The sequence below is a fragment of the Lactobacillus sp. XV13L genome (assembly GCF_059900875.1).
Map to the genome: position 1 here is coordinate 235,319 of NZ_JBWXGD010000001.1, position 16,642 is coordinate 251,960.

The following is a 16,642-nucleotide window of genomic DNA, read 5'->3' on the forward strand; positions in this document are numbered from 1 at the left end:
AAAAATACTCCCGTTACACCTCCTGAAGAGACACATCGACTGCATCAGTTGTTTTAAATTAGTAGCTATTAATCTAACCGCTTACATTATAACATGATGTCGCAACCGTTTAAAGAGAAAATTAATATTTAAAAAATGAAATTATAATGATTTTTATCACAAATAAAATTTCAAAAAAGCGGCTTTATCGGCATGATGTGTTTTCATTGTATAAATTTTCACTAATATATTTTACGCAATCGGACCAGCTAATTATTTATATAAAACATATTATTTGCAAACAAAATAATTGAATGAATAACCAGACTGCGGCCACATTCTGGTTGTGCAAAACGCGCAACTAGGGCTTAAATCGGAGTTAGCCAAAAAGACTAGCCCCCACTCGCAGCGTGAAAGTTAGTCGCGTTTTTAAAATTAGTGCCATTACAATCTAACGTTTAAGCAGTGGCCACCATGTGAATCTTAGCGTATTTATTCAAGCCTGCACATCGGCAAAACCCACCATCAGGCTGCCCTCTTCCGCGTAAAACGCACACAGTCCGCGCATGGGACGGATAATCACGCTAGTCTGCGGGTACTTTGCAATAATCTTTTCCTTGAGGCTTTGTGCGTCTTGTTCATTGTTGCACTGGTCAATAATTACCGGGCCGCCCTGATACTTCATTTCATCCATCAGCGCCAGGATTTTCTTGAGTGCCCGTTTCATTCCGCGCACCTTGGCAATCGGCTCCAGCTTGCCCGCGGTGCTGGCCGTGCCCACAAGGTCAATCTTCAGGGCTGCGGCCACCTTGGCCACGGCCATGTTAACCCGGCCGTTGAGTGCCAGGTTATGCAGCGACTGCAATACAAACAAAAGATGCGTATGCGTTTTATATGCGGAAATTTTTTGCTCTAAATCGACAAAACGGATTTTACCATCCACCAGCCGCCTAAGTTCACGCAGAATAATCGCAATCTCTGGTCCGGCCGTCAGCGTATCCACTACGATGATCCGACTATCCGGATACTCTTTCTCGTAAATTTCCTTAGCCTGGTATGCCGATGAAAAGCTTCCGCTGAGTCCGCTGGTAATCGTCATCAATACAGCCCGCTTGCTGCCTTCCAATTTCTCAAGCCAATCATTGATGCTGGGACACGAAGTTTTGCCTTCTTTGGTGTTTGCAGCCATGGCTTCAAGGAATTCGTTCATATCCAGGCTGCTGTCGTCAACAAAATCCCGCCCCGCAAGGGATATTGTCAGGGGAACAACGGCCAAAGACCCACTGCTTTGTTCGTTTGCGCCAGAATCAATTATCAATTTTACTTTTTCCATATTGCTTAATATCCTCGCCGAAATAAACCGGTCTAAATTAAATTTTGTATAGTTAAATGATATAGCATCCCGCACGAAAAAGCGACTAAATATTTTTAAAGTTTTTTTAGTAATAGAAATCGTTTACAAATGTTTACATAATCACAAACTTGGGATAAAATTTAACCTGTAGAGATGGAGCGTGCGCTCCACTAATGTATGTGCTATTCTTTAGTGCAGCATTTATTTTTTAGGAGGTTTTTAGATGTTAAAATCAGTCATTGAAAATGTTCATGCACTGGAAATCTATGATTCACGTGGCAACCCAACAGTTGAGGCTTTTGTTACCCTTTCAAACGGCGTTGTCGGCAAGGCTGAAGTTCCATCAGGTGCTTCAACGGGCGAAAACGAAGCAGTTGAATTGCGTGACGGCGGCAGCCGTGTGGGCGGCAAGGGCGTTGCCAAAGCCGTTAAAAACGTTAACGACAAGATCGCCAAGGCGCTAAAAGGCCTTGATCCACATGATCAAGCAAACATTGACCGCGTAATGATCGAATTAGACGGTACCCCTAACAAGGCCAAGCTTGGTGCCAACGCCATCCTGGGCGTGTCGATGGCTACTGCGGCTGCAGCGGCTAAGGACAGTCACCAGCCTTTGTATAGGTACCTGGGCGGAACCGACCTCGAAATGCCTCAGACTTTCCACAACGTTATCAATGGTGGTGAGCATGCAGACAACGGAATCGATGTTCAAGAGTTTATGATTACGCCCGTTAACAAGACTTCATTCCGCGACGGCTTTGAAAAGATTGTCAACACCTACCACATGTTGAAGAAGGTTCTTGAAGACATGGGTTACGAGACTGGCCTCGGTGACGAAGGTGGTTTTGCCCCTAACATGAAGAACTCTGAAGAAGCCTTGAAGGCTCTGCATGAAGCTATTGTCAAGGCAGGCTACAAGCCTGGCGAAGACATTGCCATCGCCTGCGACTGTGCCGCTTCTTACTTCTACAACAAGGAAGATGGCAAGTACCACTTCGAGGGCAAAGTCTTTGACGACGACCAATTAGCTGAATATTACGACAAGCTGTTAGACGAGTTCCCTGAATTGATTTCAATTGAGGACCCTTACGATGAAAACGACGTTGACGGTATGATCAAGTTCACTGAGACCCACAAGGACAGAATTCAAATCGTCCTGGATGACTTCATTTGTACCAACCCTAAGCTTTTAACTAAAGCAATTAAGGAAGGTGCTGGCAACGCTTCACTAATCAAGCTGAACCAAATCGGTACGGTCAGCGAGACCTTGGAAACCATCCGTCTTTCCCGTAAGAACGGCTACAACACGATGATTTCTCACCGTTCAGGTGAAACCGGTGATACCTTCATTGCCGACTTTGCTGTTGCAATCAATGGCGGTCAGCTTAAGACTGGTGCCCCGGCTCGTTCAGAGCGGGTTGAAAAGTACAACCGCTTGCTTGAAATCGAGGAAGAACTCGGTGCGGGCGAACGTTTAGCTACCTTCCCGGACAGTGTTGACAAGGATTAATCAATAACAATTTTTCCCAACTTAAAAGGGCTTGCAGATTTGCAAGCCCTTTTTGGTGCCCAATATTTTTACACCAGTATTTATGGTTAGTATTTTGTTAATTCAGTTTGTTCTTGGCAGCCAAGTACTTGGCCTTAGAAATGTACGTAATCTGGTGAACGTACTGGCCCTTATGGTCAATTGCAATATACTGCCGGCTTGGATCGTAGCCACCCACGCGCTTGATGCGGTACGGCAGCTTTTTGCCGGTCGCCGGGTCAATGGCCTGCACATTACGATGATCTTGGCTATTCTTAGACACTTTTGCATAACTGACCGTTTCCGGAATATTCTGGTTGATCCGATCGGTCCAGAAATGATCGTCAGGCGCCACCTTGCCAATCGCTATCAAAAAAAGCACGTAACCGGTGACTAGTAACTTCTCAAACATTTTTGCTCCTTTCACTGCTTACACGTTCCTATATCGAATCGAAGAAGCGGGCTGCGCAAGCGCAACCACATACGCCTATTATTTAGCATTCTGATAATTCTAGGAGGTTCAACAATTTACCTTTTTAAATAAACTTAAAATATGTCTTGCCGGTCAAGTTTAGAAATGAAAGCGTCAGTCTATCCCAATTGCTAGTAAAAACAGGCTAATTATGCTAATTTAGATAATGAATTATTAATAAGGAAGGAAAACTATGTCTGAAAAAATTAGCGGCTTAAGTCAAGCCCAAGCAGATAAACTTCTCGCCCAGAAGGGGCTAAACGCAGTTCCTGAACCAAAATTCAACTTTTTTAAGGAATTTTTATCTAAGTTGTGGAACCTCTCCGCCTGGATTCTGGAGGCGGCCCTGCTTCTTGAATGCGTGCTCGGCAAGTGGATTCAGTCGCTCTTCGTACTGTTAATGCTCTTATTTGCGGCCTGGAACGGCGCATCCAAGAAAAAGCAGTCACGCCGCGTGCTAAATAATATTTCACACAAATTGACGCCCACCGTTTCAGTCGAGCGTGACGGCAAGTGGCAAAGCATCGACTCCAAGTACCTGGTACCAGGAGACCTAATCAGCATCCAGCCCGGTGACGTCCTCGCAGCCGATATTGAGCTCGTCGACGGCCAGATTTCAACCGATGAAAGTTCAATCACGGGCGAAGCCAAAACGGTCCGCAAGAATCCGCAGGACGCGGCTTTTGCCGGCACAACCGTGATGGAGGGCAGTGGTCTTGCCCGCGTGACGGCAACCGGTGCTGATTCCCGTTCGGGTAAAACAATCAACCTGATCAACAATTCAGCTGCTCCGGGTCACCTGCAGCAGCTATTGACTAAGATTATCTACTATTTGTGCATTCTCGACGGGATCTTGACGCTGGTAATCGTGATTGCCTCCTTCTTCAAGGGCGGCGACCTCAAAAACCTGGTCGGCATGCTGCCATTCTTGGCGATGATGTTTATCGCGTCCATTCCGGTCGCAATGCCGTCAACCTTTGCCTTGTCCAACTCCTTCGAAGCAACCAGGCTGAGCAAGGAAGGGGTTTTAACTTCAGACTTGACGGGCATCCAAGATGCGGCCAACTTGAACCTGCTGCTGCTCGACAAGACGGGCACAATTACGGAAAATAAGACCGCAGTATCAAGCTGGACCAACTTCAGCCAGCTAGACAACAAGGATGTTCTTGAACTGGCCGCTGCTGCCACCGACCAGCGCAACAAGAAGATTATCGACAGCGCAATCGATGACTACGTGGTCCAGCAGGGGTTAACGGTCAAGACCGCAACCGACTTCATCCCCTTCACATCCGCCACGGGCTACTCGATGGCCACGGTTGACGGGCATAACGTCAAGCTGGGTTCTTTTAAGCAGCTATCCTTAATTGACCAGACGGCTAACGACAAAGTCAAAGAAATCGACTTCAGCGCGGGCCGTTCTGTCGCCTTGCTAATCGACGACCAGCTTGCGGGCGTCTTCATCCTGCAAGATAGAGTTCGTTCTGATTCTAAGGAAGCATTGGCGGAACTCAAAAAAAGGGGCGTCCTGCCCATCATGCTGACCGGGGACAACCAAAAGACGGCCGTGGCCGTCGCACGTCAGGTTGACCTCAAGGGCCAGGTGATCTCGATTCACGATTTTAACGAGGATACCGACACAAGCAACCTGGCCGGCATTGCCGACGTGCTGCCCGAGGACAAGCTGCGCATGGTCAAGTTCTTCCAGCAAAAAGGCTATATTGTCGGGATGACCGGGGATGGCGTCAACGACTCCCCCGCTTTGAAGCAAGCCGAAGTCGGCATCGCTGTCTCCAATGCGGCCGACGTGGCTAAGCGCTCCGGCAAAATGGTTCTGCTCAACGACGGTCTATCGTCAATTGTCAAAATTTTAGATGCAGGTCACCGGGTATACCAGCGCATGACCACCTGGTCACTGACCAAGCTGGCTAGAACGGCCCAGCTAACAATGATTCTCACCTTTGGCTACCTGTTCTTCGACTACATTCCCATGGCCTTAAACGCAATGGTAATCTACACCATCATGAATAATATGGTCACGATGATGATTGGAACCGACCGGGCACAGATTACCTATAAGCCGGAAAACTGGAATATGGCCAAGCTGGCTAAAATTGCCTTCTCGCTGGCCGCTGGCTGGACCATTATCGGCATCGCCGCGATTGCCTACCTGAATACACACGGGTGGTCACATGGCACAATCTCGACCATGGTCTACGTCTTCCTCGTTTTGAGTGCGATGTTCATTATTTTGATCACCAGAACCAAGCGCTACTTCTGGCAGGACTATCCCTCCAAGGCCGTAGCTCTGACCCAGCTGGGCGACGTCATCCTCACGGTGATCCTGGCCCTTCTCGGCATTGCCATGACCAAGATCAGCTTAGGCAACCTCTTGTTGACCTTTGTTGTGGCGCTCGTCGCAGCGGTAGTTATCGACCTGTTCTACCAACCGATTATGAAAAATAGATAATTTATCAGACAAAAAAGAGCTGAACCCACCATTGAGTTCAGCCCTTTTTTTGTATCCGATATTGTTATTTTACCAGTTCATAGACGTAGGAAATTTCACTAGGCCGGTACACGCCGTGCAGCGTCCCCACCTTCGTGAAGCCCATCTTGGTAATCAAATGCTGCATTGCCTTGTTGTCTTCGTGCGTATCAATCCGGATTGAGTCCACGTCCGAGCGCTTGGCCTTGATGTCACTAATGACGGAATTCAGCAGCTGGGTGGCATAGCCCTTGCCCGCGTGCTGCGAATGGATGGCCACGCGGTGGATAACAACGTACTTATCCGTATCCATAAGCCACTGGCCGTTCAGGCTATCGTATGAATGGTCGGGCGCATCGACAATCGCAATTGCACCCACGGTTTCGTGGTCATCGGATTCGGCCAAAAAGGCCCAGCCCCGTGCGATATCTTCTTCGATTTGGCCCGTTGAGGGGTAGTCGCCTTGCCACTGGTTAACGCCGCTTTCCGCTAATTGGTTAGCGCCATCCTTTAAAATAGTGATGATCCGGTCAAAATCGGCCGTTGTTGCTTTTCTTAATTGCAAGTTACCTAACTCCTTTTTTGAAATACCGTATTATTATAAATATTTCCGCCGGGATTGTAAAAATATTTGGTTGCATCCCAAAAACTTTAAATTTATTAAAAACAAAAGCAAAGCATGCGTAGATGATAGGCTGCTTTGCCACTCCTTTACTGCACCATTGCGGCCGGAAAATACTGCAAAGCGACCACCAGGTAAGAACGTATGGTGATGCGGTTTTAATCAAGAAACAGCGCTACTACATTGTCGCTAATAACTGTTTTGTGAAGGCCACTAACTTTATCTAGCCGGGCTACAAGGAGATGTTTATTGCTACTGGGGCATTTTTCATACTGATACCCGGCAGCAATACCAATATGACAAGATTTTCAATACGCAAAAAAGGGACCTAGGTCCCTTTTTGCAATTATCACTCATCTTTTGCCAACCGGGCAAGATGATGTGCTTTAGCTATGCTCCGTGGAATTGGGTTAGTGAAAACACGTCAAGTCCAGGCAGCTTTTCTTTACCCTTTAGATCAGGGAGTTCAATGTAGAAGGCAGCGCCAACCAGCTTGCCGCCTAAGTTCTCGACCAGCTGCTTGCACGCACGCAGGGTACCGGCCGTGGCTAGCAGATCATCACAGATGACTACCCGTTGGCCCGGCTTGATTGCATCCTTGTGCATCTCTAGGCTGTTTGAACCGTATTCCAAATCGTATGATGCACGTTCAACTTCACGCGGAAGCTTGTGGGGTTTTCTCGCTGGTACAAACCCAATCCCTAATTCGGTTGCAACCGGACAACCAACAATAAAACCACGCGCCTCAGGGCCAACGATGACGTCTGCCTGCTTGCTCTTGGCGTATGCCGCTAACTTGTGTGTAGCTGTCCTGAATAGCTCTCCGTCCTGCAGAATGGGCGTAATATCGCGAAAAATGATGCCCTCATTAGGAAAATTTTCGACACTTGCAATGTGTTCCTCAAAATCGTTTGCCATAAGAAGAAAAAACCTCCAAAACTTCAATTGCTTTCTAAAGCTTCTTTGACTTAATTATTCTAACAGACTTTTACCTTAAAAGCATTAACCACCCAGCAATTAATGCCGTTTTAATTGCTGTTCGACGTAGGCCAGCAGCTTGGTGCTGGACGCATGTCGCAGCGCCTGCACAAAGTGAATTTGCGAGCGGGCTGCCTTAAAGTAGCGCGATGAGGCAAGCGGCTGCTTTACGGGGTTAGAAACGCCAAAAATCTTCCCCTGTTCCACCTTAATGAATTTTAATTCAAAGAAGACGCGCATAATAAAGAGCAGACTATTGTAATCCATCCCCAAAAAGGCGGCCACCGGGCGGTAGTCCTCGATTGCTAGTCCCCTATGCAGGTAAACGTACCGTAAAACCTTGGCAAACTGGGACTGGGCCGGCAGACTTTGAACGGGCAGCCGGTCAATCAGAAAACGCAGGTAGAGCTGCCGGTATCCATTCTGCAGGGCCAGATCAAGTTCCCGCTGGTTACGCGGCACGTCAAGCAAAACTGCTACTTCATCGTTGCCATCATATTCGCTAACCAGCGCGATTTTTTCCGGGTCAACCCCAAACGTGTTGACGGCCCGTGACCGGTTTTTGTCATCGAACAACAGGTACGTGTCCGCAAACCCCATTACGTACTTCTCTTGGCGCAAATCAACGACAGGCACTGAAGCACTGGCTTGCGGCGCTGCAAAAATCATCCCTTGCATCATGCCCTGCAGCTTGACCCGTCCCTGGTAACGGTTCTCCTCCAGGTGCACGAACAGCTGGTCAATATATGGCAGAAGCGCCTTAGTCAGGTACTTCTTATTGAAGCCAACAACAGCAAGACTGTCATTGCCTTTAGTAATCGTCAACTTAATATGGTTCTTGTCTTTGCCCATGTAGAAGCAGCTGCTGACCTGCGGGTGGGTAATGCTAAAGACGGGCTGCTCATTATCCGTGCCAAAGGGCCCGACCTGCTTGATTGCAGCGGTTGTATCAAGCCCTATATCAGCAAACGGCAGCTCGGCGTCATAGTGCTTTGTTACCCTGCCGTGCGAACCGTGGTAACTGGCTTCAAAGGCTGCCCTAAACGCATCGATCTTATCTTCTTTCATCGAGAGGCCGCAGGCAAAATCGTGGCCGCCAAACTTTAGCAAGAAATCTTCCTTCAGGGGATTAAGGGCATTGAAGAGGTTGAACCCGGGAACAGAACGGCCCGATCCCTTGACAATGCCCGCATCATTCCTGGTTAAGACCACAACCGGCTTATGAACCTGTTCTGCAACCCTGTTGGCCACCAGCCCCAGGACGCCTTCGTGAAAAGTCGGATCGTAGATTACCAGCGTTTTTTTAGCTTGCCAGTCGTTAGCCTTAATTTGCCTCAGACTGGCCTCGTTGACCTCCTTGGTGAGCTCTTTACGTTTCTCGTTAAGCTGTTCAACCTCATCGGCGATCTTCTGCGCCCTTTCTTCATCGTCACACAGAAGCAGCTCGACCACTAGCTGCGCATTGGCAAGACGGCCGACTGCATTCATCCGCGGTGCAATATCGAAGCCAATGTCGGTCTCATTGATCTGGCCCATGGTCAGCCCCGCGTTCTTGATTAAAGCGCGCAGGCCGGGGCGTTCGGTCTGATTAAGCATTGCAAGGCCCCGCTTAACGATGACGTGCCCCTCGCCCGAAACCTTGACCATATCCCCAATGGTGCCAATCATTGCTAGTTCAAGCAGCTCGGGCATCGGGTCCTGCATCAGCTGCCGACAAATCGTGAAGGCTACGCCCGCGCCGCAATAATCGTCAAAGGGGTACTTCTGCCCCGGATAATTGCTGTGCACAAGCGCATAACTGTCGGGAACCTCTTCTTGAATCTTATGGTGGTCGGTAATGATTGTGTCCACGCCTTGGCCATTAGCATAAGCAACCTCCTTAACACCCGTAACGCCGTTATCGACGGTGATAATCAGCCCGGTCCCGTCGGCCACGATGCGCTTATAGGCCTCCATATTGGGGCCGTAACCGTCACGGAAGCGGTCCGGAATAAAGTAATGCACATCCGCGCCTAAAATGCCCAGGGTCTCAACCATAATCGTCGTGGCCGTGATTCCATCGGCATCGTAGTCACCGTAGACGGTGATTTTTTCGCCGTTGTCAATCGCCTTGTTGATCCGTTCTACCGCCTTGGCCATGTCATGCATCAGCAAGGGGTCCGCCAGGTCATTTTCCGTGGCATTGAACCAGAAGTCGAGCTTTTCATGAGTATCAATCCCGCGCAAAGAAAACAACTTAGCCGCAAGCGGGCTAAGTTGGTATTCAGCGGCCAGTTCGGGTGCTAGCGCACTGCTAGTGCGCTTTTTCCATTCAATCATCTAATAGTTAAAACCCTTTTCTAAACTTTGCAGCTTCAAAATAACATCCCCTAGTTCGCATTGAGGTCATCATCGTTCATCTTCAAAACGGCCATGAAAGCATCCTGTGGAACTTCGACGCGACCGACCGCCTTCATCCTTTTTTTGCCCCGTTTCTGCTTTTCAAGCAGCTTTGCGCGCCGGTCGGGGTCCCCCGTATGAATCTTCCACGTAACGTCCTTGCGGTAGGGTTTGACCGTTGCCCGCGAAATAATTTTGGCCCCAATTGCGCCTTGAATGTCGACCTCGAAGTTCTGCCGCGGTATCAGCTTCTTGAGCATCGACGTCATTTGCCGTGCGCGTTTCTGCGCCTCATCGCGGTGGGCAATGAAGCTTAGGGCATCGATTGCCTGCTTGTTCAAGAGGATATCGATTTTGACCAGGTCGGTCGCACGGTAGCCGGTAATCTCGTAGTCAAGCGATGCGTAGCCCTTGGTCGAGGACTTGAGGTCATCGAAAAAGTCATAGATGATTTCGGCCAGTGGCATGTCATAAATGACGTTAACGCGGTACTTGTCCAGGTAATCCATCGTGACAAACTCGCCGCGCTTACGCTGGCACAGTTCCATCACCGGACCAACGAAGTCGTTTGGAACCATCACCTCGGCCTTGACGTAAGGCTCTTGGACCTCCTTGTACTCGCCCGCCGTGGGCAGGTCAGACGGATTATCGATTACATTGGTCGAGCCGTCGTTCATGATCGCATGGTAGTCAACTGACGGTGCCGTCATAATCAGGTCAAGGTCAAATTCCTGCTCCAAGCGCTCCTGAACCACGTCCATGTGCAGCAGTCCCAAAAAACCGCAGCGGAAGCCAAAGCCCAGGGCCGTTGACGTCTCCGGTTCAAACTCCAGTGCAGCGTCGTTCAGCTGCAATTTTTGCAGGGCTTCTTTCAAATCATCGTACTTGGAATTATCGACCGGATACATCCCCGAGTATACCATCGGTGGAATCTGACGGTAGCCCGGCAGCGGCTCAGCCGTCGGATTCGCAGCCGCAGTAATCGTGTCACCGACCCGCGTTTCCCGCACAGACTTGATGTTGGCCGTAACGTAGCCCACGTCTCCGGCAATGAGGATATCCTTTTTCACCGTTTGCGGGCTCAGAACGCCAACCTCGGTTACCTCGTAGTCCTTGCCCGTGTTCATGATGCGAATGCGGTCACCGGGCCTAACCGTGCCGTCTTCGATCCGCACGGACAGAACAACCCCGCGGTAGTCATCGTACTTGGAATCAAAGATCAGGGCCTTCAGGGGCGCCTCCAGGTCGCCGCGTGGTGCCGGCACGTTTTTGACGATGTATTCCAGCAGTTCGGCAATGCCCTGGCCCGTCTTGCCGGAAACCTCTGCCGCGTCCGTGGCGTCTATTCCCAGCATCTCCGTAATTTCTTCCTTGGCTTTCTCCGGGTCCGCCGACGGCAGGTCAATCTTGTTGATTACGGGCAGGATCTCCAGGTCGTTGTCAATCGCTAAATAAGTGTTGGCCAGTGTTTGGGCCTGAACGCCCTGCGAAGCATCAACCACCAGGAGCGCGCCCTCACAGGCCGCAAGCGAACGTGAAACCTCGTAGGAAAAATCCACGTGTCCCGGCGTGTCGATCAGGTGAAAAATGTAATCCTCGCCATCCTGGGCATGGTACTTGATCTCAACCGAGTTCATCTTGATCGTGATCCCGCGCTGACGCTCAAGCGGCATGTCATCCAGCATTTGGTTCTTGAGCTGGCGTTCCGAAACCGTATCGGTCAGTTCCAGAATCCGGTCGGCAATCGTCGACTTGCCGTGGTCAATGTGGGCCACGATGGAAAAGTTGCGGATATGTTTTTGGTAGTCTTGTAGTTTTTTAATGTCCATAAATTATTTGCACCCTCTGCTAATTACCTTCCATTATAACAAACTCACATCATGGATAAAATTAAATTGGCTGTTTCTTATCGTTCTCACCCAAGCGCTTATCCAAAAAAAGAACTAGCTCCGAATAATTGTTAAGAGCTAGTTCTTTTGCTTAATTACTGCAGCTTTTCCTTCAGTCGTTCAAAGAAACCCTTTTCCTGCGGCGAAATCGAACCGCCACCGGCCTTGACAAAGTCGACCAGGGCTTTCTTTTGCTCCTCGTTGATGGACTTCGGTATCTGGACGTCAACGGTTGTTATCTGGTCGCCAGAGCCGTTGCCACGTATATAGGGTACGCCCTCGCCGTGCAGGGTAAACTTCTTGTTGGGCTGGGTGCCGGCGGGGATCTTCAGCTTCTGCTCGCCGTGCACCGTCTTAACCATGATTTCATCCCCCAGCGTGGCCTGGGCAAAGGAGATCGGCACAGTAGTATAGATCGTTGTCCCGCTGCGCTCAAAGTCTTTTGATGGCTTGATGCGATAACTAATATACAAGTCACCGTAAGGACCACCATTCTTGCCGGCCTCGCCCTGACCCTCGTAGCGCAGCTGCTGACCGTTATCAATACCAGCTGGGATATTAACCTCGATCGTGTTCTTGCCTTGAACTACGCCGTCGCCGTGACAGGTCTGGCACGGGTGTTCAATGATGACGCCGCGACCATGACACTTATCACAGACGGTTTGCCGGCGCACAACGCCAATCAGCGACTGCTGGGTAATCGTCATGTAGCCCGTGCCGTTGCACTTGTCACAAGTGATTGGGTGCGTGCCCTTTTCGGCACCGTTGCCGCCACACGTCGGACAGGTTTCGCTGCGCGTATATGAAATCTGGGTTTTTTTGCCGTTAATGGCATCCATAAATTCAATTGTCAAGGTATAGTCAAGGTCCTGCCCGCGCGTTGGGGCAGTTGGATTAGCCCGGCGCTGTGCGCTGCCTGCTGCACCACCGAAGAAGTCGTTGAAGATGTCGCCGAAGTCGCCGAAACCGCCAAAATCGCTATAGCCCTGGCCGCCTCCGCCAAAGCCCTGGCCGTTAACACCGGCTGCACCAAATTGGTCATACTGGGCCCGTTTCTTTTGGTCATGGAGCACTTCATAGGCCTCATTGATTTTTTTGTACTTTTCTTCAGCACCCGGTTCATGGTTGATGTCTGGGTGGTATTTTTTTGCTAATTTACGGTAAGCAGAGTTAATTTCTTTATCACTGGCATTGCGATCAACACCGAGCACACCATAATAATCTTCCTGTGCCATCTAAAAGCTCCTTACTTTCCAAAAGAAAAGAACTACTTTGCGGCAGTTCTTTTCTGATTTATTCAATTATAAACCTATTGCTTATCTGGGTCTACCTTATGGAACTCACCGTCGCCAGCCGCACCATTGTTTGCATCGCCGCCTTCGGTGCCCGGTTTCTGGGGACCTGCCTGCGGTCCGCCTTGACCCTGGGCACCTTGAGCGCCACCATTTGCCTGGTATAGCTTGACGGCTAGGTCCTGGGCAACCTTAGACAATTCATCCTTCTTGGTCTTCATTTCGTCCAAGTTGTTGTCCTTTTGCGCCTTCTTCAAAGCGTCAAGGGCTTCTTGAACCTTCTTGGTATCATCTTCCGATACCTTGCCCTTAACGTCCTTGAGCGTTTTTTCCGTGGAGAAGATTAACTGGTCAACTTCATTGCGCAAGTCGACTTCTTCCTTCTTCTTCTTGTCCTCTTCGGCGTGTTCTTCGGCCTCTTTTTGCATCTTCTGAATTTCTTCATCAGACAAACCGGATGAACTCTTGATCGTGATCTTCTGTTCCTTGCCTGTCCCCATGTCCTTGGCAGAAACGTTGACGATACCGTTCTTATCAATATCGAAGGTAACCTGAATTTGCGGGACGCCGCGTGGAGCAGCAGGAATATCCGTCAGTTCAAAGCGGCCCAGCGTCTTGTCGTCCGCTGCCATTGGGCGTTCACCCTGCAAAACGTGCACGTCAACGGCGGGCTGGTTGTCGGCCGCGGTCGAGAAGATTTGACTCTTAGAGGTTGGAATGGTCGTGTTCTTTTCGATTAACTTGGTGAAGACGCCGCCCATGGTTTCAATCCCCAGGGAAAGGGGCGTAACATCGAGCAGAACAACGTCTTTAACGTCGCCGGAGATAACGCCGCCCTGGATTGCCGCACCCAACGCAACGGCTTCATCAGGGTTGATTGAGTGGTCAGGCTCCTTGCCAGCCCACTTCTTAACCGCTTCTTGCACCGCTGGAATACGGGTTGAACCACCATTTAAAATCACCTTGTCAATGTCATTAACGGTGAGGTCGGCATCTTTTAGCGCATTGTCAAATGGAATCTTGGTCTTGTCGACTAAGTCAGCCGTCAATTCTTCAAACTTGGCCCGCGTTAAGTCTGCTTCTAGGTGCAGCGGTCCTGCTTCGCCAGCAGAAATAAACGGAAGCGAAATATGAGTCGACGACACGCCAGACAAGTCCTTCTTGGCCTTTTCAGCGGCATCCTTCAACCGCTGCATTGCCATCTTGTCCTTGGATAAATCAACGCTGTTTTCATCCTTGAAGTTCTTGACCAGCCAGGCAATAATCTTGTCATCAAAGTCATCACCGCCAAGGTGCGTATCACCGTTGGTAGATAAAACTTGGAAGACCCCATCGCCCAACTGCAAAACAGAAACATCGAAGGTGCCGCCGCCGAGGTCATAGACCAGAACTTTTTCATCTTCGGCATCCTTGTCAAGACCATAGGCCAGTGAAGAAGCAGTCGGCTCGTTGATGATCCGTTTAACTTCCAGGCCCGCAATCTTGCCGGCATCCTTGGTGGCCTGACGTTGCGCATCGTTGAAGTAAGCGGGAACCGTAATTACTGCCTCAGTGACCTTTTCGCCCAGGTAGTCCTCAGCAAATTTCTTGATGTACTGCAGGATCATCGCTGAAATTTCTTGCGGCGTGTAGGTCTTATCACCAAACTTAACCTTGTAATCGGTCTCGCCCATGTGGCGCTTGATTGATGAAATCGTGTTCGGATTAGTGATTGCTTGCCGCTTGGCAACTTCACCAACCTGAATTTCGCCATCTTTAAAAGCAACTACTGACGGAGTAGTCCGATTTCCTTCCGGATTGGTAATAATTTTAGGTTCTTTTCCTTCCAGAACAGCAACTGCTGAGTTGGTAGTTCCGAGGTCAATTCCGATAACTTTTGACATTGTTTAACTTCCTTTCACTTACTGTGCAACAACGACCATTGCTGGTCTTAAAGTGCGATCCTTATAACGGTAGCCCTTTTGCAGGACCTGGACAACGTGATCCTTTTGATCATCATTCTCAGCCCCAACCGTTTGCACGGCCTGGTGCAGCGTCGGATCAAACTTGACGCCTTCCGCTTCAATCTCGCTGATTCCGTGGTCCTTCATGGCTTTGACAAGTGCGTCGAGCGTCATCTGAACCCCCTTCTTGAGCTGCTTTGAGGCTTCGTCATCGACCTTAGTGGCCAGTGCGCGCTCCAAGTTGTCCATTGCGGGCAAAATATCCTTTGCCAAAGACTGCGATTCATACTTGATCAGCTGCGCGCGTTCATTGTTATAACGGTTTTGCATATTTTGCATCTCAGCTTGACTGCGCAGGAACTTGTCTTCGAGGTCCCGGTTGTCAGCCTGTAGTGCAACCAGCTTAGCGGCAGAGTCTTCTTTCTGAGCCCCTGCGTCTTTCAGCTTGCCGGAATTTGCTCCGGCAGCTGATTCATTTTTGCCTGCATCTTTTTTCTTGGATGCCGCTTCAGAAGATTCGGTTTTATCCTTCTTTAGTTTTTTTTCTTTAGGAAATTTTTCCTTACTCACGGCTAACCTCCTTTATTTAAACCGACCGTAATACTCCAGCAGCTTCTTGGCCAATTCGTTTCTGAAATATTCCAGAAGGCCAATCACCTGCGAATACGGCATATTGTTCGGGCCGAGCAGCGCGATCACGCCCTTGCCGTGCGAGCCAACGCTGTATTCTGCCGTTAGCAGACTGTAATCCTTCAGCAAGTCATTGGACAATTCCGAACCCAGGCTAACCTGAACTGGATAATGGCCGATGCTTGTGCCGCTAGGTTGGTCCATTAAACTTGAGATCAAGTCGTTGTGGTCAATCAGTTCATACAGCGACCGCAGGCTCGCGACGTCGCTCATTGAAGCGGTATTCAATAGGTTGAGCTGTCCGTCAACGTACATCTGCTCGCTGGCAGCATCGTTAATCACGTCCTCAACCAGATCAAGCAGCTCGCCCGCGTGATGACTGCTGAGCTTCTTGCCCAGGCCGCGGTTAAGCAGTGCCGGCGTTACCTTGCTGAGCGTTTTGCCCACCAACTCGTCGTTAATCATTCGGACAGCCTTCTCAACCTCATCGCCGTGAACGTTGTGCGGCAGACTGTAGACCTGGTTATGGACATTGCCGTCACTTGTCACCAGAATCGCCATAATCTGCCGGCTAAACAGCGGGACAATGCGGAAGCCCGTGATGGTCAAGTTGCTGCTTTCCGGTCCCTCCGCAAAGGCCGTATAGTTGGTCAAGTCTGACAGAATCTTGGCTGCCTCCTGCACAATTTCATTTACCTGGTGAAACGGCTGGTCTAGCTGGTTCACGATTCGCTGGTAGACGGATGACGGAATCTGTAGGGGTTCAACCAGGTTATCGAGGTAATAGCGGTAACCGTCCGTTGACGGCACGCGCCCACTCGACAAGTGGGTCTTCTCAATCAGTCCCTTGTCTTCCAAAACAGCCATCTCATTGCGGACGGTTGCGCTTGAAACCTTAATCGGCAACTGCTTCATCACGGTCTTGGAGCCGACTGGATCATTGGTCTGCGTAAAATCATTAATAATTGTTTTTAAAATTAGTTCTTGACGTTCGGTCAACATAAGTATCGCCCTCACTTTTAGCACTCATTGCTGTTAGGTGCTAACAACTATTATGATACTAGTATTTAGCAGAATGTCAAGTCGAGTGC

General features: G+C 49.6%; 13 protein-coding genes. 3 read left to right on the forward strand and 10 right to left on the reverse strand.

What is annotated here, in order from left to right:
- Nucleotides 1-475 precede the first annotated feature (475 nt).
- Nucleotides 476-1,312, reverse strand: coding sequence for a DegV family protein (locus AC2JF6_RS01110; protein WP_500728903.1), 837 nt, complete (start codon nucleotides 1,310-1,312; stop codon nucleotides 476-478).
- Nucleotides 1,313-1,556: 244 nt separating this feature from the next.
- Between AC2JF6_RS01110 and eno the strand changes: the two genes are divergently transcribed.
- Nucleotides 1,557-2,843 (forward strand): phosphopyruvate hydratase, encoded by a 1,287-nt coding sequence (gene eno, locus AC2JF6_RS01115; RefSeq protein ID WP_500728904.1) that lies wholly within the window; start codon nucleotides 1,557-1,559, stop codon nucleotides 2,841-2,843.
- Nucleotides 2,844-2,940: 97 nt separating this feature from the next.
- On the opposite strand, the gene AC2JF6_RS01120 is transcribed toward eno, so the two are convergent.
- The gene (locus AC2JF6_RS01120) at nucleotides 2,941-3,273 is read right to left on the reverse strand and encodes a YxeA family protein (protein WP_500728905.1); all 333 of its coding nucleotides are present in this window, start codon (nucleotides 3,271-3,273) and stop codon (nucleotides 2,941-2,943) included.
- A gap of 253 nt (nucleotides 3,274-3,526) precedes the next feature.
- On the opposite strand from AC2JF6_RS01120, the gene AC2JF6_RS01125 reads away from it, so the two are divergent.
- Nucleotides 3,527-5,800: an HAD-IC family P-type ATPase gene (locus AC2JF6_RS01125; protein WP_500728906.1), complete on the forward strand. Its 2,274-nt coding sequence runs from the start codon at nucleotides 3,527-3,529 to the stop codon at nucleotides 5,798-5,800.
- A gap of 64 nt (nucleotides 5,801-5,864) precedes the next feature.
- Here AC2JF6_RS01125 and AC2JF6_RS01130 read toward each other — a convergent pair whose 3' ends face one another.
- Nucleotides 5,865-6,383 carry a GNAT family N-acetyltransferase gene (locus AC2JF6_RS01130; RefSeq protein WP_500728907.1) on the reverse strand — a complete coding sequence of 173 codons (519 nt, stop codon included), beginning with the start codon at nucleotides 6,381-6,383 and terminating at the stop codon, nucleotides 5,865-5,867.
- A 122-nt stretch (nucleotides 6,384-6,505) separates the two neighbouring features.
- Here AC2JF6_RS01130 and AC2JF6_RS01135 point away from each other — a divergent pair, with 122 nt between their 5' ends.
- Nucleotides 6,506-6,667 carry an SLAP domain-containing protein gene (locus tag AC2JF6_RS01135; protein WP_500728908.1) on the forward strand — a complete coding sequence of 54 codons (162 nt, stop codon included), beginning with the start codon at nucleotides 6,506-6,508 and terminating at the stop codon, nucleotides 6,665-6,667.
- 163 nt (nucleotides 6,668-6,830) lie between these two features.
- Here the strand turns inward: AC2JF6_RS01135 and AC2JF6_RS01140 are convergent, their stop codons facing one another.
- The 7 genes from AC2JF6_RS01140 to hrcA form a co-directional block, all read right to left on the reverse strand.
- On the reverse strand, nucleotides 6,831-7,358 hold the full coding sequence (locus AC2JF6_RS01140) for an adenine phosphoribosyltransferase (protein WP_500728910.1): 528 nt from the start codon (nucleotides 7,356-7,358) through the stop codon (nucleotides 6,831-6,833).
- Nucleotides 7,359-7,457: 99 nt separating this feature from the next.
- Nucleotides 7,458-9,734, reverse strand: a complete 2,277-nt coding sequence (gene recJ, locus AC2JF6_RS01145; protein WP_500729095.1) for a single-stranded-DNA-specific exonuclease RecJ — start codon at nucleotides 9,732-9,734, stop codon at nucleotides 7,458-7,460.
- 53 nt (nucleotides 9,735-9,787) lie between these two features.
- Entirely contained in the window at nucleotides 9,788-11,626 is a 1,839-nt protein-coding gene (gene lepA, locus AC2JF6_RS01150) for a translation elongation factor 4 (RefSeq protein WP_500728911.1), read from the reverse strand.
- Between the two features lie 155 nt (nucleotides 11,627-11,781).
- Entirely contained in the window at nucleotides 11,782-12,921 is a 1,140-nt protein-coding gene (gene dnaJ, locus AC2JF6_RS01155; RefSeq protein WP_500728912.1) for a molecular chaperone DnaJ, read from the reverse strand.
- Between the two features lie 74 nt (nucleotides 12,922-12,995).
- Nucleotides 12,996-14,861, reverse strand: a complete 1,866-nt coding sequence (dnaK, locus tag AC2JF6_RS01160) for a molecular chaperone DnaK (protein WP_500728913.1) — start codon at nucleotides 14,859-14,861, stop codon at nucleotides 12,996-12,998.
- Between the two features lie 18 nt (nucleotides 14,862-14,879).
- On the reverse strand, nucleotides 14,880-15,491 hold the full coding sequence (grpE, locus tag AC2JF6_RS01165; protein ID WP_500728915.1) for a nucleotide exchange factor GrpE: 612 nt from the start codon (nucleotides 15,489-15,491) through the stop codon (nucleotides 14,880-14,882).
- 12 nt (nucleotides 15,492-15,503) lie between these two features.
- Nucleotides 15,504-16,553 carry a heat-inducible transcriptional repressor HrcA gene (hrcA, locus tag AC2JF6_RS01170; protein WP_500728917.1) on the reverse strand — a complete coding sequence of 350 codons (1,050 nt, stop codon included), beginning with the start codon at nucleotides 16,551-16,553 and terminating at the stop codon, nucleotides 15,504-15,506.
- Between the last annotated feature and the right edge of the window lie 89 nt (nucleotides 16,554-16,642).